At 38.8% G+C, this 24,102-nt stretch carries 24 protein-coding genes; 13 read left to right on the top strand and 11 right to left on the bottom strand.

Annotation, left to right across the window (positions count from 1 at the left end):
• Nucleotides 1–81 precede the first annotated feature (81 nt).
• On the bottom strand, nucleotides 82–282 hold the full coding sequence (locus VB797_RS06015; RefSeq protein WP_323236751.1) for a hypothetical protein: 201 nt from the start codon (nucleotides 280–282) through the stop codon (nucleotides 82–84).
• 270 nt (nucleotides 283–552) lie between these two features.
• A complete protein-coding gene (locus VB797_RS06020) occupies nucleotides 553–1,227 on the bottom strand; it encodes an energy-coupling factor ABC transporter ATP-binding protein (RefSeq protein ID WP_323236752.1) in 675 nt (224 codons plus the stop codon).
• 270 nt (nucleotides 1,228–1,497) lie between these two features.
• Here VB797_RS06020 and VB797_RS06025 point away from each other — a divergent pair, with 270 nt between their 5' ends.
• From VB797_RS06025 to VB797_RS06035, 3 genes are all read left to right on the top strand, one after another.
• Nucleotides 1,498–2,421 (top strand): Sll0314/Alr1548 family TPR repeat-containing protein, encoded by a 924-nt coding sequence (locus VB797_RS06025; RefSeq protein ID WP_323236753.1) that lies wholly within the window; start codon nucleotides 1,498–1,500, stop codon nucleotides 2,419–2,421.
• A gap of 189 nt (nucleotides 2,422–2,610) precedes the next feature.
• Nucleotides 2,611–3,063: a DUF3531 family protein gene (locus VB797_RS06030; RefSeq protein ID WP_323236754.1), complete on the top strand. Its 453-nt coding sequence runs from the start codon at nucleotides 2,611–2,613 to the stop codon at nucleotides 3,061–3,063.
• 9 nt (nucleotides 3,064–3,072) lie between these two features.
• Nucleotides 3,073–3,507 carry an NUDIX hydrolase gene (locus VB797_RS06035; protein ID WP_323236755.1) on the top strand — a complete coding sequence of 145 codons (435 nt, stop codon included), beginning with the start codon at nucleotides 3,073–3,075 and terminating at the stop codon, nucleotides 3,505–3,507.
• Nucleotides 3,508–3,577: 70 nt separating this feature from the next.
• On the opposite strand, the gene VB797_RS06040 is transcribed toward VB797_RS06035, so the two are convergent.
• The 3 genes from VB797_RS06040 to VB797_RS06050 form a co-directional block, all read right to left on the bottom strand.
• Nucleotides 3,578–4,117 carry a hypothetical protein gene (locus tag VB797_RS06040; RefSeq protein ID WP_323236756.1) on the bottom strand — a complete coding sequence of 180 codons (540 nt, stop codon included), beginning with the start codon at nucleotides 4,115–4,117 and terminating at the stop codon, nucleotides 3,578–3,580.
• Between the two features lie 127 nt (nucleotides 4,118–4,244).
• Complete coding sequence (locus VB797_RS06045) at nucleotides 4,245–4,706, bottom strand: DUF4079 domain-containing protein (RefSeq protein ID WP_323236757.1); 462 nt, start codon at nucleotides 4,704–4,706, stop codon at nucleotides 4,245–4,247.
• A 258-nt stretch (nucleotides 4,707–4,964) separates the two neighbouring features.
• Complete coding sequence (locus VB797_RS06050) at nucleotides 4,965–5,360, bottom strand: DUF1830 domain-containing protein (protein ID WP_323236858.1); 396 nt, start codon at nucleotides 5,358–5,360, stop codon at nucleotides 4,965–4,967.
• A gap of 650 nt (nucleotides 5,361–6,010) precedes the next feature.
• Here VB797_RS06050 and VB797_RS06055 point away from each other — a divergent pair.
• From VB797_RS06055 to VB797_RS06070, 4 genes are all read left to right on the top strand, one after another.
• Nucleotides 6,011–7,603 (top strand): photosystem II high light acclimation radical SAM protein, encoded by a 1,593-nt coding sequence (locus tag VB797_RS06055; protein ID WP_323236758.1) that lies wholly within the window; start codon nucleotides 6,011–6,013, stop codon nucleotides 7,601–7,603.
• Between the two features lie 110 nt (nucleotides 7,604–7,713).
• Nucleotides 7,714–9,120, top strand: a complete 1,407-nt coding sequence (locus VB797_RS06060) for a DICT sensory domain-containing protein (protein ID WP_323236759.1) — start codon at nucleotides 7,714–7,716, stop codon at nucleotides 9,118–9,120.
• Nucleotides 9,121–9,225: 105 nt separating this feature from the next.
• The gene (locus tag VB797_RS06065; RefSeq protein ID WP_323236760.1) at nucleotides 9,226–9,867 is read left to right on the top strand and encodes a pentapeptide repeat-containing protein; all 642 of its coding nucleotides are present in this window, start codon (nucleotides 9,226–9,228) and stop codon (nucleotides 9,865–9,867) included.
• A 335-nt stretch (nucleotides 9,868–10,202) separates the two neighbouring features.
• The gene (locus VB797_RS06070; RefSeq protein ID WP_323236761.1) at nucleotides 10,203–11,351 is read left to right on the top strand and encodes a WG repeat-containing protein; all 1,149 of its coding nucleotides are present in this window, start codon (nucleotides 10,203–10,205) and stop codon (nucleotides 11,349–11,351) included.
• A gap of 50 nt (nucleotides 11,352–11,401) precedes the next feature.
• On the opposite strand, the gene VB797_RS06075 is transcribed toward VB797_RS06070, so the two are convergent.
• A complete protein-coding gene (locus VB797_RS06075) occupies nucleotides 11,402–12,238 on the bottom strand; it encodes a CPBP family intramembrane glutamic endopeptidase (RefSeq protein ID WP_323236762.1) in 837 nt (278 codons plus the stop codon).
• Nucleotides 12,239–12,363: 125 nt separating this feature from the next.
• Nucleotides 12,364–12,645: an ATP-dependent Clp protease adapter ClpS gene (gene clpS, locus VB797_RS06080; RefSeq protein ID WP_323236763.1), complete on the bottom strand. Its 282-nt coding sequence runs from the start codon at nucleotides 12,643–12,645 to the stop codon at nucleotides 12,364–12,366.
• A 242-nt stretch (nucleotides 12,646–12,887) separates the two neighbouring features.
• Between clpS and VB797_RS06085 the strand changes: the two genes are divergently transcribed.
• Complete coding sequence (locus tag VB797_RS06085; protein WP_323236764.1) at nucleotides 12,888–13,244, top strand: hypothetical protein; 357 nt, start codon at nucleotides 12,888–12,890, stop codon at nucleotides 13,242–13,244.
• A gap of 296 nt (nucleotides 13,245–13,540) precedes the next feature.
• On the opposite strand, the gene VB797_RS06090 is transcribed toward VB797_RS06085, so the two are convergent.
• Nucleotides 13,541–13,735: a hypothetical protein gene (locus VB797_RS06090; RefSeq protein ID WP_323236765.1), complete on the bottom strand. Its 195-nt coding sequence runs from the start codon at nucleotides 13,733–13,735 to the stop codon at nucleotides 13,541–13,543.
• A gap of 469 nt (nucleotides 13,736–14,204) precedes the next feature.
• Here VB797_RS06090 and VB797_RS06095 point away from each other — a divergent pair, with 469 nt between their 5' ends.
• From VB797_RS06095 to VB797_RS06110, 4 genes are all read left to right on the top strand, one after another.
• Nucleotides 14,205–14,531 carry an STAS domain-containing protein gene (locus tag VB797_RS06095; protein WP_323236766.1) on the top strand — a complete coding sequence of 109 codons (327 nt, stop codon included), beginning with the start codon at nucleotides 14,205–14,207 and terminating at the stop codon, nucleotides 14,529–14,531.
• A gap of 179 nt (nucleotides 14,532–14,710) precedes the next feature.
• Nucleotides 14,711–17,305 carry a TIGR03960 family B12-binding radical SAM protein gene (locus VB797_RS06100; RefSeq protein ID WP_323236767.1) on the top strand — a complete coding sequence of 865 codons (2,595 nt, stop codon included), beginning with the start codon at nucleotides 14,711–14,713 and terminating at the stop codon, nucleotides 17,303–17,305.
• Nucleotides 17,306–17,868: 563 nt separating this feature from the next.
• Nucleotides 17,869–19,971: an Rne/Rng family ribonuclease gene (locus VB797_RS06105; RefSeq protein ID WP_323236768.1), complete on the top strand. Its 2,103-nt coding sequence runs from the start codon at nucleotides 17,869–17,871 to the stop codon at nucleotides 19,969–19,971.
• A gap of 15 nt (nucleotides 19,972–19,986) precedes the next feature.
• Nucleotides 19,987–20,673 carry a ribonuclease HII gene (locus tag VB797_RS06110; protein WP_323236769.1) on the top strand — a complete coding sequence of 229 codons (687 nt, stop codon included), beginning with the start codon at nucleotides 19,987–19,989 and terminating at the stop codon, nucleotides 20,671–20,673.
• Between the two features lie 251 nt (nucleotides 20,674–20,924).
• Here the strand turns inward: VB797_RS06110 and VB797_RS06115 are convergent, their stop codons facing one another.
• Nucleotides 20,925–21,509, bottom strand: coding sequence for a DUF1997 domain-containing protein (locus VB797_RS06115; RefSeq protein ID WP_323236770.1), 585 nt, complete (start codon nucleotides 21,507–21,509; stop codon nucleotides 20,925–20,927).
• 228 nt (nucleotides 21,510–21,737) lie between these two features.
• Here VB797_RS06115 and pheA point away from each other — a divergent pair, with 228 nt between their 5' ends.
• Entirely contained in the window at nucleotides 21,738–22,637 is a 900-nt protein-coding gene (gene pheA / locus VB797_RS06120; RefSeq protein ID WP_323236771.1) for a prephenate dehydratase, read from the top strand.
• A 146-nt stretch (nucleotides 22,638–22,783) separates the two neighbouring features.
• On the opposite strand, the gene VB797_RS06125 is transcribed toward pheA, so the two are convergent.
• Together VB797_RS06125 and rpsJ are read right to left on the bottom strand one after the other, a co-directional pair.
• A complete protein-coding gene (locus VB797_RS06125; protein WP_323236772.1) occupies nucleotides 22,784–23,434 on the bottom strand; it encodes an LON peptidase substrate-binding domain-containing protein in 651 nt (216 codons plus the stop codon).
• Nucleotides 23,435–23,655: 221 nt separating this feature from the next.
• Nucleotides 23,656–23,973 (bottom strand): 30S ribosomal protein S10, encoded by a 318-nt coding sequence (gene rpsJ / locus VB797_RS06130; RefSeq protein WP_015117212.1) that lies wholly within the window; start codon nucleotides 23,971–23,973, stop codon nucleotides 23,656–23,658.
• Nucleotides 23,974–24,102: the final 129 nt, after the last annotated feature.

Raw genomic sequence — 24,102 nt, forward strand, 5'->3', positions numbered from 1 at the left:
CATAACACTCGTCTGCTGTTTCCTGAGTGTTTGCGGGCAAATCATCATAACATTTCCAAAATCTTCGCGTCGTATAATGCATCAAATTTCTCGGCAATGACCTGCTTTGAACTCAGAGATTGCTTCCTCAGCTAAAGCCTCCAGCTTACCGTCTGCAATGTCCTGCTCTAACTGCTCATCCCATCGCTGATAATCAACATCAAAGAACCATTGCTTAAGTTGGTGAAACTCATCTGATGAAAGTGTAAGAATAACTGCTTCAATTTGCTTAAGAGTTGACATATCGGTTCACAATTCTTTAAATTCAATCAAATTATAGCTTTTAGGTGGGGATTAATTCTCTATTAATTTTAAGTGAGAGAGCTTTTAGTTTTTTCCGGTTCCACTCAAAATCTATGAGCTAAATCCACCATTACCAAAATAGGATGCAAAGCGCTACTCTGTATAATATATTTTTGTTAATTTTATGCTTTTGAAAAAAAGAAATGAGGAAAATTCTTCAGTGAAATGTTAACTGTAAAATGATATTTTGTCCCTCATCTCCCTATTCCATCAAACCGTTGCTTCCGACTCCTTGACTTTAGCCTTCAACTTTTCTGGATCAATTGATTCCAATTCTCCACGATTGAGAGTCCAGCAACTGTCGGCGATCGCTAATAAATCTCCTGCATCATGAGTAACTACCAACAAAGTCCAATGTTCTTTTAATTTTGCTAATAAATTTACCAGTTGACGACGCATCGACCAGTCTAAACCGGCTGTAGGTTCATCTAATAATAATAAATTTGGCTGACGAATTAACTGTACTGCTAAAGCTAAACGTCTTTGCTGTCCACCACTTAAAGCGTAGGGTGGGGTTGAAAAAGATAAATGTTCTAATCCGACTTCGCTTAATGCGGTTCTAACTCGCTCTACCCCTAATTCCGGATGTCCTAAACGTAACTCTTCTAAAATCGTACCCCCGCAAAAATGACGCTCCGGAAATTGAAATACTAAACCGGCTAACTGCTGTATGTCCTCGGCTAAAAGTTCCCGTTCTCGCCAAAACAGCGAACCCGATGTCGGTTCCGCTAATCCAGATAAAATTTCCAGCAACGTACTTTTTCCAGAACCACTCGGTCCGATAATTAAACCTAGCTGTTGGGGTGCTAAATCTAAATTAATTGATTTGAGAATTGAATCATGACTAGCTGTTGGATGATAAATTAAATTTCTAAGATGAAGCATTGGTTAAGATTACTGAAAATCAGCCATTTATTAATTAACTATAAGCTTTGCTACATTTACCGATATACCATTCAATAAGCCTCTTAATTTATTGTGGCAGACAAGTTTGCTAATATTAGTCACAATAAAGCCTGGGAACCGCTGCAAATTTGCTCAGTCAAATTATTTATCAATACTGGATGTGAATCTACACAGGATATGGGTAAACAGTTTAAGTAATTATAAGTAAGATATAAAACCCATTCAACAGTAATAATTCTTAGGTTTAAGATGACTAAAAAATTTTCTTCAAGAGCAACTACCTCTAAAAAATTTGCAGATTTTGTTAAAACTGCTTTTACAACTGTAATAGCATTAAATGTATTTATAAATCCAACTATAGCCGCAGACCCATTTCCTCGCACTCAACCGCGCAATATTGGCGACAACACCGAAGCTGCATTTAAAGCAATCTTCGAGCGAGGTAACTATCAAACAGGACAAAAGTACCTCCAACAGGCAATCTCAAACGAGCCAAACGAACCTCTAGCTTATGCCATGCAGGCATCTTTAGCTTATCTCAAGCAAGATAATAAAACATTAGAAGCTTACAGTACAAAGACTTTAGATACAGCAGAAAAATTAATTTCCTCAGACCCATTGCGTGGCAATTTATACGCAGCAGTAGGTCATTTTCTAGAAGGAGCAGCAATCCTGACTCGCGAAGGTAAGGTTAGTGGTGTGCCGAAAGCACTAAGCCGCTTAGGAGAAGTTTATAAGTATTTAGACAAAGCCGAAGCCATTTCTCCCAAAGACCCAGAACTTAACTTAATCAAGGGTTATATGGATTTAATGCTGGCGGTGAATCTACCTTTTACCAATCCCCAACAAGCAATTGACAGATTAGAGCAAAACGCAGGTCCCGAATATTTAGTAAATAGAGGTATCGCGATCGCCTACCGCGACTTAAAAAATTATCCCCAAGCCCTAGCATACGTAGACCGCGCTTTAAAAGTAGCATCCGAGAATCCAGAACTATATTATCTCAAAGCCCAAATCCTCCGCGAACAAGCCAAAAAACAGCAAGACCCGCAAATGATGCAACAAGCACTTGCTCTTTTTAACCAAGCATTAGCAAAAAAATCCCAACTACCCGCAAGTGTAGTAAAACAAATCGAAAGCGAACAGCAAAGAACAACACAAAGTCTTAAATAGGAAATTGGGCATTGGTAATTGGTAATTGAGAATTGGGCATTGGTAATTGGGAAAAAGTTGGTGATAAGTAAGGATTTATAAATTTATCGTTCGTGGTTATTCGTACCCATTACCCATTACCCATTACCCATTACCCATTAGTTCTTCTAAAATTACTTTGTGTAGAAGTAACCTGGATATTAAAATCGAATGAAGATAGAATTCCGTGAGATTAATCCTTTTGATGTTTGGATTTGGCTGAGGTTTAGCACGGTTCCTTCCGAGCGTGAAAAGCAGTTTGTAGAAGAACTTTTTAATTCCTGGTTTTACTTGGGTAAATTAGGTGCTTTCAATGCTGAAAATCTCCAAGTGCAGGACACTGGACTTGATATTAGCTATTTAAATTATGACCAAGATGGTTATCAAAATAGCTTGTTATCGTTGATGCACAATATGGGCGAATTTGAATACAACGGTGATTGGGCGCGGTGTTGGCTTGATTTAGGAACTTCCGATGCGATCGCCATTGATATTCTTCTCAATGCTCTCACTCAGCTTGGTCAAGAATACGTCACCATTGATGAAGTCTACATTGGCGGCGAAAATACAGATTGGTCAATTGAAGATAGTGAAAGTCGTCCTTCGTTTATTTACGATAATTAGGAAAAATAAATGTATAAAGAAGGTAAAATCCGCGTTCTTGCTCTAGGAATAATCCGAGATAACAATAACCGCACTTTTCTTTCCGAAGGCTACGATCCAGTCAAGAAAGACAAATTCTACCGCGCAATGGGTGGCGGTGTTGAATTTGGCGAAACTAGTAAACAAGCCCTCCAGCGCGAATTTCAAGAAGAAATTCAAGCCGAAATAACCAACATTCGCTATCTAGCCTGTTTAGAAAACATATTTACCTTCCAAGGAAAGCCAGGTCACGAAATCATTCAACTTTACGAATGCGACTTCGTACACCCCAAATTTTACCAACAGCAACAAATCGCATTCAACGAAGGAGAACGACAAAAAACAGCAATTTGGATGGATACTGAAACCTTAAAATCCGGCAAAGTTCGTCTAGTTCCAGAGCAGTTTATAGAATTTCTCGGATAATAAATAAGATGGGGAGATGGGGAGACAAGGAGACAAGGAGAAATAATTCATAACTCCTAACTCCTCACTCCTAACTAACTGTCATAGCAGTTAAAATTGTCCAACCATCAACCAAAAACATTAGTAACGTAAATAATAATAAAATTAAGTACATCCACGGTTGCGATAAAGGGTAAACATCCGTGGTATCAATGCCCGTTTTTTCTTGTACAGTTCTTACAAAACGAGCAAATCCTGCTATACGCATCGGTAGTAAATAAGCTTTTTGGTCTTGACTCACAAAATAATAAACTATACCACCTTGCCCCGTAGTACGTGGCTTTAACTGTTGTACTTCCGACCAAGGTAAACACCAGCCTTTACGAAAAAACTTTGGTACCCAAGCAGCATAAGCAACCTGAATTCCTTCTTCATTTAAAATCACCCGTTCGGTCAAAACCGCGTATAGAATTACAAATCCACAGCTAATACCAACCCAAAGTAATCCAGGTGGTACAGGAGCATTTGTAAAATCAGCCAAGAAAGGTAACGGTAACGTTAGTGCTACATACAAACTCAAAAGCGTAATCCTAATTAAAGGAGATAGCCGAAAAACAGAAGAAGTTTCCATTGGAAATTGTGAATTGAAATGGCAAGATTAACTAAAATCGTCAATCATTTTTCAATTACATAGTAGCGATTAATTAAATATTTTTGACCTTTGACCTTTAACCTTTGACCTTTGACCTTTAACCTAATTAAGGTAAATACTTTTGCACTACAGTCCAACCACTTAGAGAAACCCACACAAATACAAGAAATAGAACGATATTGGTACTAACGTGAATGCGTCTAGCCCAAACCCAACCAGTACGAATCAGATTCGCACTTCCAGCAGATACTAAAACTAATAACACCGTAATTAGACCAGCACCTAAGTGTTGCGAATGTCCTAAAGAACCATATTCACCTAAAGTACCGACAATACCAATACCGAGAAGCAGTATCACCAAAGAAACCATAGTGATACCCATTACATAGTGGAGTATGCGTAGTCCGCCATAACCCCCTGGAAGCAGCGAGATAAAGCGGGGATTTTCGGATGTTCTAGTACGAAACATCCAAATACCCGTCACCGCTAATAGTAAATAAGCCAGTAACGACAAACCCATCGACCACGCCGCGATTTTCCACAACCAAATAAATGAAGGTAGATCCATATTTAGGATTGTAGATTGCTTTGGGACATATGGGGAGATGGGGGGATGGGGAGATGGGGGGATGGGGGGATGGGGAGACAAGGGGACAAGGGGAAATATAACTCCTAACTCCTATCTCGCGATCTAAAATCTATTGACGCACAAGCGTCTTCCCGTAGATTAATCTAAAATCTAAAATTATACAATTCTTAACAAATAAAAACGGGTCACTGATTGAGCGACCCAAAAATAGAGAAAAAAAAATTTTGGTTATTTTGATTATATAGATGTAAAGCCAACGATTGTTAATGGTTTTGTTGTATCTCCGATTTTTGAACTGATTGAGGACACAAAGGAATTTTTATCGATGGAATCACTATTGGGATTATCTAAATTTACTTGCAAATCAGAACTATTTGCTTCGTCAAATGCAAGGCGATCGCACGGAATAGTATCCGATAAAATTGCACTTGCCATCATCCCCGTATGAATTTCTAATTGAGCTGATTCGGGTGCTTCAAAAACTAATCTTTGTCCGGGAAAAACAACCCGTTCAAAATACCAGTTAGAAATGTTGGAGATGCGAGCCACCTGTATTTTACTTGTGGCATTAACGTAGCAGCAGAGAAATTTTCCCTTTGGATCGGGAGGTAAAGGATCTAATATTTGAGCCATAACTGCTGGGGAGCTTGTCGCCACAATTCTATCTTACATTAGCAAAATTAGCACGGACGATCCCCGCCTACTGTAACCTTGAATACCAACTGGCTATTTGTATGCTATTTCTACCTTAAGATATATTCCAAATATGAAACTTTTGTAAAATTTTATGCCTTTTTTGCAATTATACATTAATAGATAATCGTAAAAATATTTTGATGAAATTTATCCAATTATTTAACCCAGTTTGACAAACTTTGGAGTATTGATATATCGAGCCTTCTATAAGCAACTAATTATCGTGAATATCAAAAGAAAAAGTAGCAATTGTTATTTGCACAAGTAATTAGGAGCAAGGAAGCTAGTTATAAGTTGAGAGAATATTTTTTTTCTTTGTCACGTTGTAAGCGCTTTCCTCTACCTGTATAGGTTTAAGGAATTCTATGGCAATAGACCCCCAGATCAAGTTCAACGTTGTATGGAGCAAATGGGTCTGAGAAACGAAGTGGATGTTATCGTAAAGCTATATGAAGTGAATTTTCATAATAGTATATAGAATTAAAGGGGCTTTGCGCCTTTCGACGGCAAGAAAAAGCGAAAATTTATTTAAATACGTAGCTTTAAAGCGGATATAATCGCTCGATTTTTTATTTGAAAACAGCAAGATGGAAGTTGAAACATTAAATATGGAAAATAAAGTTCTCTACGTTCGCCTTCCTTGTAATCCCATTTTTCCTATTGGGGTAGTTTACCTTGCAGATCATGTCCATAAGCTGTTTCCGAATGTCGAACAGCGGATTCTTGATTTGGGAACGGTACCACCTTTAGACTATAAATCTGCTCTGGATACCTGTATTGATGAATTTAAACCAACGCTATTAATTTATTCTTGGCGAGATATTCACATTTTTGCTCCAGTCGGTGGAAGAGGTGGCAATCCTTTACAGTATTCTTTTGAAATTTTCTACGCCAAAAATCCCTTTGTGAAGTTGCATGGTGCTTTGGGCGGTGTTCAAATGCTCAAAGGCTTTTATACGGAACTTTGGCGGAATTCGGCATTAATCAAACGCGGGCTAAAACGCGCTCTGAGATATAACAAAGATGTCCGCGTCATCATCGGTGGTGGTGCAGTTAGCGTTTATTACGAACAGTTGAGCAGCAGTTTACCCAAAGGTTCTATTGTTTCCGTCGGTGAAGGGGAAACTTTATTAGAAAAACTTTTGAGTGGTAGAGATTTTCGGGACGAACGTTGTTATGTGGTAGGAGAAACTAAACCTCGTCAGCGCTTGATTCATGAACAGCCATCACCAGTTGAAAAAGCTGCCTGTAATTACGACTATATTGAAAATATCTGGTCGGAATTTAGCTATTATCTCCAAGAAGAAGACTTTTATATCGGTGTACAGACTAAGCGCGGTTGTCCTCACAATTGCTGCTACTGCGTTTATACGGTGGTGGAAGGGAAACAGGTGCGAATAAATCCGGCTGCGGAAGTCGTTGCGGAAATGCAGCAGCTTTATGACCGAGGAATTCGTAAATTCTGGTTTACCGATGCTCAATTTATCCCAGCGCGAAAATTTATGGATGATGCTGTGGAACTGTTGGAGAAAATCATTGATTCCGGAATGAAGGACATTAATTGGGCAGCATATATCCGTGCTGATAACCTGACTCCCAAGCTGTGCGACCTAATGGTAAAAACCGGCATGAACTATTTTGAAATCGGTATAACCAGCGGTTCTCAAGAACTGGTGCGAAAAATGCGGATGGGTTATAATCTGCGAACCGTTTTGGAAAACTGCCGCGATTTGAAAGCAGCCGGTTTTAACGATTTGGTTTCCGTTAACTATTCTTTTAATGTAATAGACGAACGTCCCGAAACTATCCGTCAAACTATTGCTTATCATCGCGAATTAGAACGAATTTTCGGAGTAGATAAAGTTGAACCGGCGATTTTCTTTATTGGATTGCAGCCACATACTCATTTAGAAGAATACGCTTTTAAAGAAGGTATCCTTAATAAAGGCTATAATCCAATGCTGCTAGCCCCGTGGAATGCTAGAAAGCTACTATGGAATCCGGAACCCCTTGGTTCATTTTTTGGTGAAGTCTGTTTGCAGGCTACACGACAAAATCCGGGTGACTTCGGACGTGAAGTTATGAAAATTTTGGAAGCAAAACTTGGCTGTGCTGACTTAGAAGAAGCACTTTCCGCCCCAATTGAAACAAAACCAAAACCATTAGTGGGCGTATCATAGAAGACTAGTAGGACGTTTCAGTTCGTCCTACTATATTAGACAAACTACTCTACATCTGTAGGGGATAAAAATATCTTGCAATCCATTGGCGATTATTTTAATAAAATCAAATGTTAGAAGGCTCAATACTCCAAAGGCTACAATCAGCCCACCAAGATAGCAAAAGACCCATCGGATACGGCGTTTACTATAAGAATACTTTGGTCGCTCTGTGTCATGCTTTAGAAGACCATATATTAGATGATGATAGTAAACCTTTAGTTATCACAGCTTTTCAACAAGGCAAATGGTATTTAGAAGAAGCTAATCGGTATGCAGATATTGCTAAATATTCGCAACAAATTGCCATTATGGCGGCCACCGATAGCGGCTGGTTGGAACATCCCACCAACAACCTGCCCAACGTAGACCTGGTGGCTATAGACCCAAAAGATCCGGTTGGCGAAGAATGGCATTTAATTATTTTATCGCCTAAATACACGGCAATGGTAATTTGTCAAGAATTATCAGAAGCTGATTATGGTTTATCAGGACAGCCAGCATCCGATTTAGAGCGCAAGTTTTACGGTTTGTGGACATTTGAGCCAGACTTGGTACGGGAAACTGCAATGCTCGCGATCAATCATATTCAAGGCTATAATCCCCAACTAGCGGAAAAACTGCGCCAACATCACCAGAAAATTAAGCCAGCAGTTGTCACATCAGATGATTTAGCCACCGTAGTTTCTACGGTAGTAGATTATTTACAGACTGAGCAGATAAATATTTCCGTTCCCGTAGGTAGTCGGCATCAAACTTTAGATAGAAACTTAATTTCTAATGAAATTCAGGCATTTTTACGGATGGCACAAATTCTTGATGCTACCGATATTGCTAACCCAATGGCAGCTACAGAAGTTGTCGCTTTATCAGAAACTGTAGGACAGCTTTTAGATTTGCCAGCATGGCAGATGAAAAGATTGCGGCTCGCAGCCTTTTTACATCGCATACATCCTCTGCAAACAGCCGAAAGTGTTTTGGCTCCCGGAACATCCACACGCTACCAAGAAGATGCACCCAGTTGCGCTTTAAGTTGTCCTTTGGTACCGGGGACGCAAACTTTGCGTACTATGCCCAAGTTGCGGGCTGTAGCACAAATAATTACCCATCAATCCGAGTGGTGGGACGGTAGTGGAGAACCAGCAGGCTTAGCAGGGGACGAAATTCCTTTAGAGTCGAGAATTTTAGGTTTAGTATCAGAATTTCAACATAAAGTCAATGAAAAAGCTTCTTCCGGATTAACCAAGGAAGAAATACTTTCTGAAGCTTTAGAAGAATGTAGACAACAGCAATCGCGTCATTTCGACCCTAAACTAGTAGAAACCTTAACTTTGTTAGTTATGGGTTTGCATCAAGGGCTGGAATTACCCGTAATTACACCAAAGTTAAGTGCTGGGATGTGGTTGCTCGATTATAAACAAGAAGATACGATCAAATTTAGTGAAATAAAAACTTACGGTAGTTTTGATAGATCATAATTTCATTAATGGACGCAAAGAGCAACTTTTTTTTAATATCTCTTTGCGTCTAGTCGTTTTTAATTCAAATATATTAATTATCGTGGATACTAAAAAAATAGATATATGAATATTGAAGCTATTAAGTCAGGTGAATTGAAGCAGTTAGCCGGAGTAAATCTAGAAGATGAAGATTTATCTCAAAGTGATTTAAGTAGAGTAAATTTTGCTGGTGCTTGTCTAATTGGCACAAATTTTGCTAACTCCAAACTTGAAGGAGCTCATCTGGAAGGAGCGAATTTAATGGGTGCAAACCTGCAACAAGCTGACTTGCGAGCAAACCTGATGGGGGCTAATTTGATGCAAGCAGATTTGACTGGTGCTGATGTACGAGGTAGCAATTTGCGCGGCGCTAATTTCATGGGTGCTAGACTTAGTGAGGTTTCTTTTGCTGGTGCTTTTTTAAGTGGTAGTAATTTGATTAACGTTAACTTGCAAGGTGTTGACTTACGGGGTGCCGATCTACGCGGTGCTAATCTTACGGGTGCTAACCTTAAAGGTGCAGACTTAAGCCGTGCAGATTTACAGGGAGCGTTATTGAACGAAGCCAACTTAGAAGAAGCCGATTTACGTAAGGCTAATCTTTCTGGAACAAATTTTACAAACGCAAATTTACTGTGTGCGGGATTAGACGACGCAAATCTAAGCGGCGCAAATTTTGATAACGCTTGTTTAGTCGGAACGATAGTTCAAAAGGTTGCGAAATAAATTTCCAAATAAATTTAAAGTTTGAGTTGATTCACTGTAAAAAAAGAATACTTTAAATACCCTATAAAGGTATTGTTAAATATTCCGTCTCTATATTATTATCATTCAAATCAAAAATTTACCCTCGTTGATATTGAAAGCGCGATCGCGAAGAGATTTCACCCTTTGATTGTTTAGTAATATCTCAGGGTGATTTCCTTATCAAGGAACATTCGAGCAACTTTGGACGTGATCGAAACAGGTTAGGTAATGAATTTGAAATCAAAAAAAATTATTAACCTCGATCTAACTGGTCAATGCCAGTATTAAAATCTAGATAAATTTGACACAATTTTATGGTTGTATTATCAAAGGCAACTTTTTCAGTAGCTCGCAACCGATTAATCGCAATTTCTACTTTAGCCGTAATTTCTTGTTTAATATCTGTATCACCGGCTTTTTCTAAGGTTAATAATTCATTATCCGAAAGTTTAAGGAATAGTAAAAATACCAATTTTACCTTTATAATTCAGCCAAAGTTTACATCTGTAAGCAAATTTTCAGAAGATTTAGCTCCGGTATATATTGGCTACCGTGAAGGATATATCGATCGCACTGGTCGAGTTATTATCCCACCTGTGTTTGATGCTGCTGGAGAGTTTTCCGAAGGGTTAGCATGGGTGAACATGAGCGGAAAATGGGGTTATGTCAATAAAAAAGGTCTTTTAGCCATTAAAACTCAATTTGATATAGCTAAGGATTTTTCTCAAGGACTAGCGCTCGTTAAGTTGGGTAATAAATGGGGTTATATTAACAAAGCTGGTAAATTTGCGATTAAGCCCCAATTTGACAATGCGATGTCTTTTGCTATAGATAAGCAAAGCAAGGTTGCCGATAAGGTAGCGTTAGCACCTGTTAATTTGGGTAATAAATGGGGCTATATCGATAAAAGTGGAAATTTTGCGATCGAGCCTCAATTTAATGATGCCGGTTCTTTTAATCAAGATATGGCACCAATTAAAGTTGATAAAAAATGGGGCTACATTAATCTTCAAGGAAAATTAGTTATTCAGCCTCAATTTGAACAAGTATGGAGTTTTTCCGAAGGATTAGCATTAGCAAGTAATAATAGCAAATGGGGATATATAAATAGCACGGGTAAATTTCAGATCAAACCATCTTTTTTAGAAGCTAGCAGTTTTTCTGATGGACTCGCATCAGTATGGATAGATGGTAAATATGGTTATATAAATAAGCAAGGTCAAGTTGTTATCAAACCACAATTTGACGATGCTGGCATATTTTCCCAAGGTTTGGCAAAAGTAAATATTGAAAACAAATGGGGCTATATTAATCGCAGAGGTAAAATCGTAATCTCCCCACAATTTGACCGTGCAAGCGATTTATTGTCATACCAAAATGCGGCTTATCCGAAACTAGCACAGGCATGGGTTAAAGTTGGCGATAAATGGGGTTATATCAGCTTACCTTTGAATAGGGAATAGAAGAAAAAAATAACACAATTACCAATTACCAATTACCAATTACCAATTCCCTACTCCTTACTCCCTACTTTCAACTGTTTCTGGTACGTCCACAAGGCTAACAATGTTAAACCTAATAAACCCATTATCCCAACTAAAGGATTATTATTTACACCAGTAACCCATTGAGGAACTGTGCCAGAATATTTCACCAATTTTCCTACTTGGATAATGTAAACACCCCAAACTAAACCCCCATGAATTCCGATCGATAAGCCTAAACGTCCTCTACAACTGCGTTTAGCCCATACACAAGCCAAACCTAATAATAGTAATCCGAAAAACTGAGGTGATGTACGAATAATTTCTGATAGTGGCTTAATAAAGTGCAGTACGGCAAAAATAATCGCAACTGCGCTGATTACTATTTTCGGATTGTAATCTCGCTGCAATTCATCGTATATAAACCCCCGAAAGAATAATTCTTCAGCGAAAGCTACACCCAAACCGCTAATTAACCCTTCCAGAACTAATTGCAGTACGGAAAAACTAGGTTGTTGCCAAACTAACCAACCAAATATTCCTTGTAAACCAAATAAGATTAAAATACTGATTAGTCCAATTGCCACACCACGCAGTAACTCTACTCCATTTTTCCGGGTGAACTCTAAACCATAATGACTAAATGCTGAGGATTGTTGATGGATATATTTGCTCCACCAAGGCAGTAAAAATAAAAACTCAACCGCTAAAATACCCATTGTTAAAATAGTGCGGGTATTTTCATCCTTTACTGTAATATAAATCGCTGCCGCATAAGGCAACCACGGCACCAATAAAGTTAAAATAAAGCAGCCCAACCTTATGGGGGCAGGGCGCTGAGCTAAACTAACTAAGTTAATTTTCATACCAAGCTATTTATATCGGTAAAGATTCGACAACCAAAAATATACTCAAAAATATACTTTAGATCTTGTCTCCTTACCATGCTTTTAACACGGACGGCAACTTGGTACGAACAGTTTCACTAAATTTAATCTTCCGGTTCTATCGTGCTGCTTAACCCATGATTTTTTAGAGTCTCGCAATAAAATTCGGCGTGTTCTTGAGCGCAAGTAATTACTAGACCGAATCCATTCGTGTGGGCTTCCATCATGATACTGACAGCCTGGGGTTGGCTGAGACTCGGCACTGTGGTAATTAGTGTCTGTACCACATACTCCATACTATTGTAATCGTCGTTATGGAGCAAAACACGGTACCGAGGAGCGGGTTTACGGGTTGTTGAGGGTTTCTGTAATGTTTCGACTGACACGGTTATTATGCTAAAATCATCTTTTGTTTACTACAACTAACAGGCTTTTCTTCTCAACTTTACTTAACAGTTGCTTTAAATATTGTATAGCACTAATTACGATAGTGCGATCGCCCGGACGGTCGCGCCGATCGCTCAAAGGTTTCCTAGTGTCAATTAGTTGTAAGACTTACCCATTCGCTACAATAAAGTAAGTGTATATATAGGTATTTCTTAGCGAACTGCTTTAAACCCGCATAAATATGGAGATAAAAGCAAATTTTCAAGTTGGACAAATAGTTTATCTAGAATATGGCAACAGCAGGCTATATACAGAGGTTATTCAAATAGTGGCTGAACGAGATTTGTCTTGGGTGCGTCCTTTATTGCTCGTTACTGAGGAGTGCGAATCACTGCAAGTACACGATTTGCGGACTGCGAACGATTTGCTATGGTCAACAAACTTGTTTCAACCAGCTTTAGATACACAAGTAATTGGGCTATACAGTCAAATTTTAGCAAAAGAACCAAAACCTGAATTATCTCGAACGCGATCGCAACAGCTTTATCAGTTTATTGAGCAATTTTGGCAAGCGAATCAAGATAAGCGATCGCATTAGGTTGTACTGAGAAGATTAGCAGATCGGTTTCTCATATTTTTTCAAGACCAAGAATGACGAGTGCGATTAAAAATTGAAGCGAGTTCGGCGCAGCCAATCGCACTCAATACCGTATGAATAAAAATAAACTTATTATTATCTCAATAAAAAAATTTCAAGGCGGACAAACTCTATAATACCCAAGCCTGTTGTAACACCGTAGAGGATTATGTTTAATCAGCATTGACAAAAATAGCCGATCTCAACTTCAATTTTCAATATTGGGAAAAGTAAATTTCTTGATAATAACAATACTATTAAAGACTGGGAACCAGCTTAACTCTGCCCGCGTCCATTTCTGCCATTAAAAGCTCTAATGCTTCATAATCAACGTCCGAAATGTAACCCATTTGAGTAAGCTCGGAATTAATTTCATTTTCTATCTCAGGAGTTAATTTCTTGATAAACAAAGCCCTTTCAACTAATTGACGAATCGCGTACTTAGTTTTCATAGTCGGCAACCATTATGTATTTAATACCAATTATCCCAGATGTTTTTAAGTATAAAGCGTGATCCAAATCACTCCATAAATAGTGTTTGGATCACATATATAGCAGACAAGTCGCTTGTCATCTTCAGGAGAAACAAGCCAATGATTAAGGAAAAAATAAGGATTGTTTGTGTTTAATTAACGCTTGCGACAATTAGTCCGCTTTGCTTAATAGCTAAAACTTATAGATATTTTTTGACCTACCCAGCAAGCAGTCATGCTGGTTATATAGATTATTTTTGAACTTGAATTATAAAAAAGTATATTTAGCTACAGTTACCTTGAGTATTCTGACAATCTTTAAGGAGAACCAGTGTAGCAATAAAGATTCTACAAAGAGAGGTAATACGAATGGTCGATGCCATAAAAAAAAGATTATGGTCGAATACATCCATCCCCCAAGAAAAAATATTTAAATTAGGAACTAACTATGCAAGCGATACTAGATAATCCTAAAATTACTATTGTTCGACCCCAAGAGTCTTTAAATGCTGTGAATGCCGTGAAACTCGAACAAGAGTTGGATGCAGCACTTAGTCAAGTTAGTAATACGATTGTATTGTTAGACTTGGAAAAAGTTGATTTGATCGACAGTGCAGGGTTAATGGCATTAGTTTCCGGAGTAAAAAAAGCGAAGCAATTAGAACAACGTCTTTGTTTCTGCTCCGTTTCTCCCTCTCACAGAATTATTTTTGAACTGACTCAATTAGATAAAGTCTTTGAAATCTTTGAGAATAACAAAATTTTAAGCAGCTAATAGCATCTAAGTATATTTCCCAACAAAAACCCGGTTTTAGCTGCGGTAAAAATAAGTTAAGAGCGTTTGCTCAAATTTAGATAAAAAAGCAATCCAATTTTGATATCACAACCACAAATCAATGCTAATCTTAGAAGTGAGTAGCTGTAAGTACTTAAAAGTAGCTAGAAAATAGCATAGTGGCTGTTGCAGTAGATAAATTAATTACGTCGGATATTTCAAAACCATCCCGTTACCTGGGTAATGAGCTTTTAGCAAAACATAAACCTTGGGATACGGCGACGATACGCTGGGTGTTAACTTATCCAGAAGTATACGAAGTTGGTGCTTCTAATTTAGGGCATATCATTCTTTACAATATATTGAATGTTCAGCCCCGTCAGCTGTGCGATCGCGCTTATTTACCAGGTGCGGATTTAACGGCAAAACTAAGAGCAACTCAAACACCTTTGTTTGCAGTAGAGTCAAAGCGGAGTCTAGTTGATTTTGATATTTTGGGTTTTAGCCTGAGTTACGAATTAGGAGCTACCAACATTTTGGAAATGTTGGATTTAGCTGGAATTCCTTTAAGTTGGGAAGAAAGGATGGTCGGAGATTATCCTTTAATTTTTGCAGGTGGCCAAACCGCGACATCCAACCCCGAACCTTATGCTGACTTCTTGGATTTTGTCGCTCTGGGAGATGGTGAAGAACTATTGCCGGAAATCGGTTTAGTTTTAGAAGAAGGTAAAAAAGCAAATTTAAGCCGACAAGAATTATTGCTGGATCTGGCACAAATACCTGGCGTATACGTACCGCAATTTTACGATATGGCTGCCGATGGTTCGGTTCATCCCAACCGTCCAGATGTACCCGAACGGATTATACGGCGGGTTGCTACTCCCATACCAGCTTATTCCATCGGGTTAGTTCCTGTAGCAGAAACCGTACACGACCGTTTAACTATAGAGATTCGGCGCGGCTGTACCAGAGGCTGTAGATTTTGTCAACCAGGAATGTTAACTCGTCCGGCGCGGGATGTAGAACCCGATACGGTTATAGAAACAATAACTGAGGGAATGCGTCAAACTGGCTACAATGAATTTTCTTTGTTGTCCCTTTCCTGTTCCGATTATTTAGCTTTAAGTTCGGTAGGAATGGAAATTAGGAATCGTCTCAAAGACGAAAATATTTCCCTTTCTTTACCCAGCCAACGAGTAGATAGATTTGATGAAAATATTGCCAATATTTTGGGCGGAAGGCGGCAAAGCGGATTGACTTTTGCTCCAGAAGCCGGTACTCAAAGGATGCGGGATATTGTTAATAAGGGCTTGACTAATGAAGAATTGTTAAGGGGGGTAAAAACAGCTTGGGAACAAGGTTTCGTTAAGGTAAAGCTATATTTTATGATTGGCTTACCTGGCGAAACAGATGTTGATGTACTCGGTATCGCTCAAACTGTAAGCTGGCTAAAGCGGGAATGTTGGGCAAAGGGTAGAAGACCTTTGAACTTTAACTTAACAATTTCCAACTTTACGCCCAAACCTCATACACCATTTCAATGGCACTCAGTTTCGACCACCGAGTTTAAGCGCAAGCAAGAGTTGCTGCGGCAAGAATTTCGGAAGATGCGGGCAGTCAAAGCTAATTTCACTGACGTGCGGATTTCGGCAATGGAAGATTTCGTCGGTAGAGGAGATCGAAGCTTAGCTACCGTAGTGCGTCGTGCTTGGGAATTAGGTGCGGGTATGGATTCCTGGTTTGACAATTTAGATAAAGCTTTTGCAGCTTGGGAAATTGCGATCGCCGAAGCTGGTTTAGACTGGAAATATCGCCAAGTGCTTTGTGGTGAATGGAATTTGATGGAAGGCAGCGCAGACGAACGCCTCAATGACCCGTTGCCTTGGGATCATATAGATACGGGAATAGATAAAAAGTGGCTTAAGGAAGATTTGCAACGCGCCTTATTATCAGCCACCGTTCCTGATTGTTCCTTTGATGGCTGCTCGCATTGTGGCGTTTGCGGCACCGATTTTGGTCATAATATCGTAGTTCCACCGCCGCCGATTCCGGAATTTGCTGGAGATTTTGTTCCCAATACTACCAAGGCTCAACGATTACGAGTATGGTTTGGGAAGCAGGATGATATGGCATTAGTCGGTCATTTAGATTTGATGAGAGTTTTTGACCGAGCCGTGCGGCGAGCGGGATTACCAGTATCATTTAGCGGTGGGTATAATCCACAACCAAGGATATCGATAGCAAACGCTTTAACGTTAGGAGCTACTAGCAACAGTGAAATTGTAGATTTTGAACTAACGCGCGTGATTGATGTCGATACTTTCCGAAACGATTTGATTTCTTCATTACCGAACGGTATACCTATATATGATGTAGTAGTCTTAGATGTAAAATCAAACAGCGCATCTCAAGTTCTTGAAAAAGCTGAGTATTTGATAACTGTAAGCTGTAGTAGAGAAGCAAGTTCATCTGAATGGCTTTCTTGGGTTGATGCTATCATTGCCAAAGAAGAAATTTGGATACAGCATAAAACCAAAAAAGGCAAAATCAAAACGGTAAATCTGCGCGAACGTTTATTTGAGCTAGAATTTATCGAAAGTAAACAAGAACTGACTCCGAGTAATGCTGCTCGATTGCGTTATGTGGGATCTTGTCGCAATGATGGTACATTATTGCGTCCGGAACAAATTCCATTTATGCTTGAATTTGTAACGACAACAGAATTCGATCTGCTGCATATACATCGGAGCAAGCTAATTTTGGCAGTTGAATAATTTTAGGGCAACTATAGTTATGATGCCTTTGAATTTAACATCAACTCGGAATTGATTTTTTACGACCTTGCGTTAGAATTAGATGAAGAGAATTTTTCTGGCGCTGCAACGGAACGAACTGATTCACTAACCCCATGTGCGGGTGCTAAAGCTTTCTATACTAGTGTGCAAAATGCTGGGTGATTATCCCAGATGAAGCATCGGCGGATAAAAGAATGCTCTCTCAAATTTTATGGTTACGAAGGTGAATCAGTCCTGACTTGTAAGTGCTTCGTTCAATCTCTTCTTCCGCATTTGATGATTTATAACGTAACGACCTTTACCTAACATCAGTGGTGACGGGTAAGGGATTGCAAATTAACCACGAACGGGCGATTTAATTTATATGCAACCGTTCTGGAATTCGTAGGTTGCGTAAACGCAATGACAGTGTGAATAGCTCGTGTTTATTTGAGCTTTGTAAGTGCAATTTTATTACAGCAGCGTCTTGCAAGGGGAAGGCTGGGTAGATTGAAAACAACCCCTCCCCGAATATTTGAGCTGCCAATTTTTGAGGAAATTGAATGCCGAAACAAATTATCATCGCCGAACAGCATCAAATTGCTGCGGTGTTCTCTGAAGACCAAATACAAGAACTTGTTGTAGCTACTGGTCATCACCAAATTGGTGATATTTACTTAGGAATAGTAGAAAATGTACTACCTGGGATAGATGCAGCTTTCGTAAATATTGGCGACCCCGAACGGAATGGTTTTATTCATGTAACTGACCTTGGACCACTAAGACTTAGGCGCTCGTCAGCGGCAATCACGGAATTATTAGCACCACAACAAAAAGTCATGGTGCAGGTAATGAAAGAGCCGACGGGTACGAAAGGACCAAGACTCACTGGAAACATTACATTGCCGGGGCGCTACGTAGTGCTGATGCCCTACGGACGAGGCGTGAACTTATCCCGTCGGATCAGGAACGAAAACGAACGCAATCGTTTGCGAGCCTTAGCAATATTGATAAAGCCCGCAGGAATGGGTTTGTTAATCCGTACCGAAGCAGAAGGAAAGCCCGAAGAAGCAATTATTGAAGATTTAGAATTGCTACAGAAGCAATGGGAGTCAGTTGGCGAGCAAGCCCAATCTTGTCGCGCTCCAGCTTTGCTCAACCGAGACGACGACTTTATCCAGCGTGTTTTGCGGGATATGTATGGTGCCGATGTCAACCGGATTGTAGTAGACTCTAGTACCGGGTTGAAGCGGGTAAAGCAGTATTTACAGAACTGGAGCGGCGGACAAGTACCGCAAGGCTTATTAATTGACCATCACCGCGATCGCACTGCGATTTTAGAATATTTCCGGATTAATGCCGCCGTTAAGGAAGCTCTTAAGCCAAGAGTAGATTTACCTTCGGGTGGCTATATTATTATTCAGCCAACAGAAGCGCTAACGGTAATAGATGTCAACTCTGGTTCGTTTACCCGTTCGGCAACTGCTAGAGAAACTGTATTGTGGACAAACTGCGAAGCCGCAACAGAAATAGCTCGTCAGTTGCGTTTGCGTAATATTGCCGGAGTAATTGTCGTTGATTTTATTGATATGGAATCACGGCGAGACCAACTACAGGTTCTCGAACATTTTAACAAGGCCTTAAAAGCAGATAAAGCCCGTCCGCAAATTGCTCAGTTAACCGAATTGGGTTTGGTGGAACTGACCCGCAAGCGTCAAGGTCAAAATATTTACGAGCTTTTTGGAGAAACTTGCCCTACCTGCGGTGGTTTAGGACATATTGTACATCTACCGGGGGAAAACGAATCCCGAATTGCACCACCATCAACAGAATTACCAGAACGTGTAGTACCTTTACCCCAAAGAGAACCGCGTTTGTCTGCTCCTCGTTTAAGCGAGCCGAGGGAAGTAGTTAGTGAATACGCAGACTCAGGGGACGAAAGAGAAGCGGATTTTGCCAACTTAAACCTGCTAAATCATCCCAGCTATCAAGAATTAGGCGACGATAGTAGTAAACGTCGTCGTCGTCGTCGCGTGGGGGGAGTTAATGGAGTAACTGATAAAGATGAGCCACGGACTAATGGAAATCCGTTAACGTTAATCAATGATGACTTAGACAGCGATTCCGAACCAGAACTGACAAGAAGATCTGATAGTCCATCAGGTTTAAGCAAAGGATGGACTGAAAGACCCGAACGTACTAGTAGAACTAGAGTAGAATCGGTTAAAGGAGTACTTGAACCGCCAGAAATTGTTTCGGTAGAAATGACACCCGAGGAACAAGATGTTTACGCTTTAATGGGCGTTACACCTTTAAAGAAATTTGACAAAGATTTTAAAAATGAAAAATCTGTAATCATTAATATTGTTCCACCTGGTGAAGATGAAGTAAGCACTGAGGAAGAAGAATCATACTCGCTTACTCCCATCCCCAAAAAGGTAAGAATAAGTAATGAAGTTACAGTCGAGAAAGAAATAGAAGAGGAAATAGAAGAGGAAATAGAAGAGGAAATCGAACAAGAAATCGAACAAGAAGTCGAACAAGAAATCGAACAAGAAATCGAAGAGGAACCAATAGAATCAAATCAAACTATAGACAATAACGAAGCAGAAACCAAAATAGCAGACACACGTCGCCGTCGTCGTCGTTCTTCTGTGAATAATTAGGATTTAATCGCCATTATGGTAGAAATTAGGCAAGTTATCGCTCCGATCGACAAGCGAACACTCCCCTTCGAGCAAAATTGGCTAGAATTTTCTACGTATCGCAATACGAAAGGACCAATTGTAGGTGTAGATGAGGTGGGGAGAGGTGCTTTGTTTGGTCCAGTGGTAGCAGCAGCCGTCATTCTACCAGATATTAATAGTTTGCCCGAACTCTTCACAACCAAGATTAAAGATAGTAAAAAGCTATCTGCTTCTAGAAGAAATCAGTTAGCTAATTCGATTTTTGATATTGCGATAGATTGGAAAGTTGGTTTTGCAACTACGGTTGAAATAGACTCTTTTAATATCCTGCAAGCATCACTTTTAGCAATGAAGCGGGCTGTTCTAAAATTGAAGGTACAGCCTGCACTTTGTTTAATTGATGGGAATCAGCCGATAAAAGACTTATTACTTCCGCAAGAAACAATAGTTAAAGGAGATTCTCGGTTACTGACAATAGCTTCTGCCAGTATTGTTGCTAAAGTTTGGCGCGATCAACTAATAATTCGCCTTGCACAAAAATATCCAATGTACGATTTAGTCAGAAACAAGGGTTACGGTAGTCAGAAACATTTATTAGCATTACAAAATTACGGTTCCTCGCGCTTGCATCGTAAATCTTTCCGTCCCTGTCAAATTGGGCAGAAACTAAACAGGGAGTAGGGAATAAAGATTAACCCACAGTCATCACAAGTCGGGTTTTTAGGATTAAATATCGTAACATAAGACAAATGTTGCAAAAACCCGACTTCTCACCCCACCAGATATTTCTAATAAGTATATTGGGTAATAGTTTCAGGCTCAAAAACTTATCGAATTTACCTTAAGTAAGTATTTCAAAGCTTTATTCTAATTTTTCATTTCTTAATCTAGGTACTGAAAAACCAAAATATTAAAAATACCATCAAGCAGTATTATTCAGGTTTTAAAACCGTAAAATCATTGCTATCGTCAGGATAGCTATCTAGGGAATGCGATTCTACCCAATGCCGATAATCAACTAACAGTTGATGTAATAATCTTTGCTTTATTGTAACTAATACGCTTTTAAGTAAGCCGTTACCAGTAGCTTCCAATATTGATTTAGGAGTAAAAGAGAAAAGTGGCGGCAATTCTACCTTGACTTCTAAATTTGCTATGCCCTTAAGGTAAGTATTTCCTTCTCGATCGTAGCTTGATAAATGACCTTTTAAATCTAATTGAAAACGTTGGTTAATGTATTCTATTCCGCGAATTTCACTACCTACTGATTCCAAAAGTATTGTTCCATCTGCCAAAGCCCATACTCTCATATCTACAATTGGTTGAATACTCAATGAGATAAAACTTAAAGGGCGCATTTTTAAACGGAAAACTTCCGGACTTAACTGCTCAATCCGACTAGAATCAACTAATGCATTAACCAAACGCTCGGGTTGACGTAGGTAATGCTTAATTGGAATAGGCTGGTATGGAACGGGAATTTCTACAGATTGACAGGCTTCAAATTTAGTAGCCATAGTTAAGCAACAATAATTTGTCGATAATTAGGTTTTTTTAACAAAAATATAGATTTTTATTTTTGTGAAAACTCTACACTCTTTACTGATTATAAAAATTTTTGCTACTTGTAGTATCTATTTAAGGTAATAAATTTGGTATTTTGTTTGGTATTTTAAATATTAACAACATATTAGAACCAAAAAGATTTCAGTTTCAAGCCAACACAAGTAACTAAGTATAAAAACATGATATCAATCGCACATTTGGGACCTGCGGGTACTTATGCAGAACAAGCAGCCTTATATTACGTCAATTGGCTAACTAAAACCACTAATACAGAAGCTTACTTGCGTCCTTATTCAAGTATTTTTCAAACACTTGATTCTGTATCTAATTGTCAGACTGATTTAGCAGTAGTACCTGTAGAAAATTCTATTCAAGGAGGAGTTACTATCACCTTAGATACCCTGTGGCAGCTAAATAACTTGCAAATTCAGCTAGCTATGGTTATGCCTATTATTCACACATTAATTTCCTGTTCTCAAGACTTAAATAGTATCGAAACTGTTTATTCTCATCCGCAAGCATTGGCTCAATGTCAAAAATGGCTGGAGAGATTTCTCCCTGAAGTACAGTTAATTCCTACTAATTCTACAACCGAAGCACTGCAACAAATAGAAAATACTGAAGCTACAGCTGCTATTTCATCACATAGAGCCGCGCAATTATATAATCTACCCGTACTTGCAAAAGGTATTAGCGATTACCCCGAAAATTACACTCGTTTTTGGGTAATAAGTCAGCGCGATATACAAAACTCCGGCAAAACCGCATATCGCGATCTTAATCATGAAGTGTTAAAAGATACAGATTTTTATACTTCATTAGCATTTAGCATCCCAGCAAATAACCCTGGTGCATTAGTGAAAACTTTACAAATTTTTGCCCAGCAAAACATTAACCTTAGCAGGATCGAATCGCGTCCAACAAAACGTTCTCTGGGAGAATACTTGTTTTTTATAGATTTAGAAGCAAATGCTTCTTCAGCAAAAATGCAATCTGCTTTAGCTGAATTATCCAATTACACGGAAATCCTCAAAATTTTTGGCAGCTATAATGTTTTATCAACAGAATCGCTGTTTTGATGTTTTAACTCATAATTTAACTCCTATATTATCAGGTTAAAGGTTAGTAAAGTTTGGATTAAAATACCAAACTCACTTAAAACAAAAAATTTATGTTTAATAAATTCTGTTTAATTACTGATCAATAATCAATCACTAATCATCAATTACAACGTTTGATTTAATGTATCTTTAAGAACAGTCCTAGCCGCTAAATGATTGCGAGTAGAAGTTAAAATTTCTGCTTCTCTTTCTAAACGAGCGGCAGTGTTTTGCATTTCTAATAATAATTGTTGCTCTGGAGCAACACGGTAAAGGTTACTTGCTACCCAATAAGATAATTCTTTAGGTAAATCTGGTAAATCTTGCGGTAGTTCGATATTTTGCTCAGTTAACTTGGCACTAAGTCTGACAACATCACGCAATAGCTGTTCTACTTGAGATGCTTCATGTCGTAAATCTAAGTTTGATTCTTCATCGTCAATCCACTCAACTAGCCCAACAAAATAAGGCTTTTCACGAACATACTCTAAAACGCGAAACCTTTGCTGTCCTAGAGTTAGCATTTTCATTCGATCGTCTTTTAAACGTTGATGATGAATAACTTCCGCACAACAGCCAACATTAGCGACCGTACCTTTGGCTGGGTCAACCATTAATACCCCGAATCTGCGATCGCTATCTAAAATCGTGTTCATCATGATTCGATAGCGAAATTCAAAGATATGTAGGGGTAATGGTCTGGTAGGGAATAGAACTACATCTGGTAACGGAAACAAAGGTAGTTCGCGAACTGCAATTTTAGAAGAGGATGTCATATTTACCGTAATTAATATTTTTGCTATACATAAAAGTATTTCTTTGTCGAAAAAACCCTATTTTCTTTATATTTTATCGTAAACTCGTTTTGAGGCGCGAATAAAAAGCCCTTAGAAATTTTTCTAAGGGGTGAATCAATATTTATTAACACTGCGGTATATGATGTCAATTGTTTTTTTATCGATTGATAGTTGTCTAATAACTACAATTAATCAATAAATTAAAGCTTGACTTCAATGTCCACACCCGAAGGTAAGTCTAGTTTCATCAAAGCATCAATGGTTTTAGAGGAAGGTTGATAAATATCGATAATGCGTCGATGGGTGCGGGTTTCAAAGTGTTCTCGCGAATCTTTATCTACGTGAGGAGAACGAAGTACGCAATAAATACGGCGTTTTGTAGGTAAAGGTATTGGTCCAATGGCTGTTGCATTGGTACGATTTGCGGTATCAACTATTTTTTCGCAAGATGTATCGAGTAAGCGACGGTCAAAAGCTTTTAAACGAATTCTAATTTTCTGCTGCTGTAAAGTAGCCATTTGTTCAGTTTTCCTGGTTCTGGTTGTTTGTACGGGGGAGAATTGGAAATGTATATCAAATATATACGAGTCAAATCAAAGCCAAAAAAGTCACTTTCCGGATTTTGATTATTTCTCTTTCCAACTGAT

The sequence above is a fragment of the Rivularia sp. UHCC 0363 genome (genome assembly GCF_034931125.1).
Lineage (GTDB): Bacteria > Cyanobacteriota > Cyanobacteriia > Cyanobacteriales > Nostocaceae > Rivularia.

Coding starts and splice junctions, on each gene's coding strand:
- VB797_RS06090 (WP_323236765.1), bottom strand. CDS start 13,735: ATGAAAACTAAGTACGCGATTCGTCAATTAGTTGAAAGGGCTTTGTTT.
- rpsJ (WP_015117212.1), bottom strand. CDS start 23,973: ATGGCTACTTTACAGCAGCAGAAAATTAGAATTCGTTTAAAAGCTTTT.
- VB797_RS06075 (WP_323236762.1), bottom strand. CDS start 12,238: ATGAAAATTAACTTAGTTAGTTTAGCTCAGCGCCCTGCCCCCATAAGG.
- VB797_RS06045 (WP_323236757.1), bottom strand. CDS start 4,706: ATGGATCTACCTTCATTTATTTGGTTGTGGAAAATCGCGGCGTGGTCG.
- VB797_RS06115 (WP_323236770.1), bottom strand. CDS start 21,509: ATGGCTACTAAATTTGAAGCCTGTCAATCTGTAGAAATTCCCGTTCCA.
- VB797_RS06095 (WP_323236766.1), top strand. CDS start 14,205: ATGCAAGCGATACTAGATAATCCTAAAATTACTATTGTTCGACCCCAA.
- VB797_RS06070 (WP_323236761.1), top strand. CDS start 10,203: ATGGTTGTATTATCAAAGGCAACTTTTTCAGTAGCTCGCAACCGATTA.
- VB797_RS06030 (WP_323236754.1), top strand. CDS start 2,611: ATGAAGATAGAATTCCGTGAGATTAATCCTTTTGATGTTTGGATTTGG.
- VB797_RS06025 (WP_323236753.1), top strand. CDS start 1,498: ATGACTAAAAAATTTTCTTCAAGAGCAACTACCTCTAAAAAATTTGCA.
- VB797_RS06035 (WP_323236755.1), top strand. CDS start 3,073: ATGTATAAAGAAGGTAAAATCCGCGTTCTTGCTCTAGGAATAATCCGA.
- VB797_RS06110 (WP_323236769.1), top strand. CDS start 19,987: ATGGTAGAAATTAGGCAAGTTATCGCTCCGATCGACAAGCGAACACTC.
- VB797_RS06050 (WP_323236858.1), bottom strand. CDS start 5,360: ATGGCTCAAATATTAGATCCTTTACCTCCCGATCCAAAGGGAAAATTT.
- VB797_RS06040 (WP_323236756.1), bottom strand. CDS start 4,117: ATGGAAACTTCTTCTGTTTTTCGGCTATCTCCTTTAATTAGGATTACG.
- VB797_RS06085 (WP_323236764.1), top strand. CDS start 12,888: ATGGAGATAAAAGCAAATTTTCAAGTTGGACAAATAGTTTATCTAGAA.
- VB797_RS06055 (WP_323236758.1), top strand. CDS start 6,011: ATGGAAGTTGAAACATTAAATATGGAAAATAAAGTTCTCTACGTTCGC.
- VB797_RS06125 (WP_323236772.1), bottom strand. CDS start 23,434: ATGACATCCTCTTCTAAAATTGCAGTTCGCGAACTACCTTTGTTTCCG.
- VB797_RS06065 (WP_323236760.1), top strand. CDS start 9,226: ATGAATATTGAAGCTATTAAGTCAGGTGAATTGAAGCAGTTAGCCGGA.
- VB797_RS06015 (WP_323236751.1), bottom strand. CDS start 282: ATGTCAACTCTTAAGCAAATTGAAGCAGTTATTCTTACACTTTCATCA.
- VB797_RS06020 (WP_323236752.1), bottom strand. CDS start 1,227: ATGCTTCATCTTAGAAATTTAATTTATCATCCAACAGCTAGTCATGAT.
- VB797_RS06105 (WP_323236768.1), top strand. CDS start 17,869: ATGCCGAAACAAATTATCATCGCCGAACAGCATCAAATTGCTGCGGTG.
- pheA (WP_323236771.1), top strand. CDS start 21,738: ATGATATCAATCGCACATTTGGGACCTGCGGGTACTTATGCAGAACAA.
- VB797_RS06060 (WP_323236759.1), top strand. CDS start 7,714: ATGTTAGAAGGCTCAATACTCCAAAGGCTACAATCAGCCCACCAAGAT.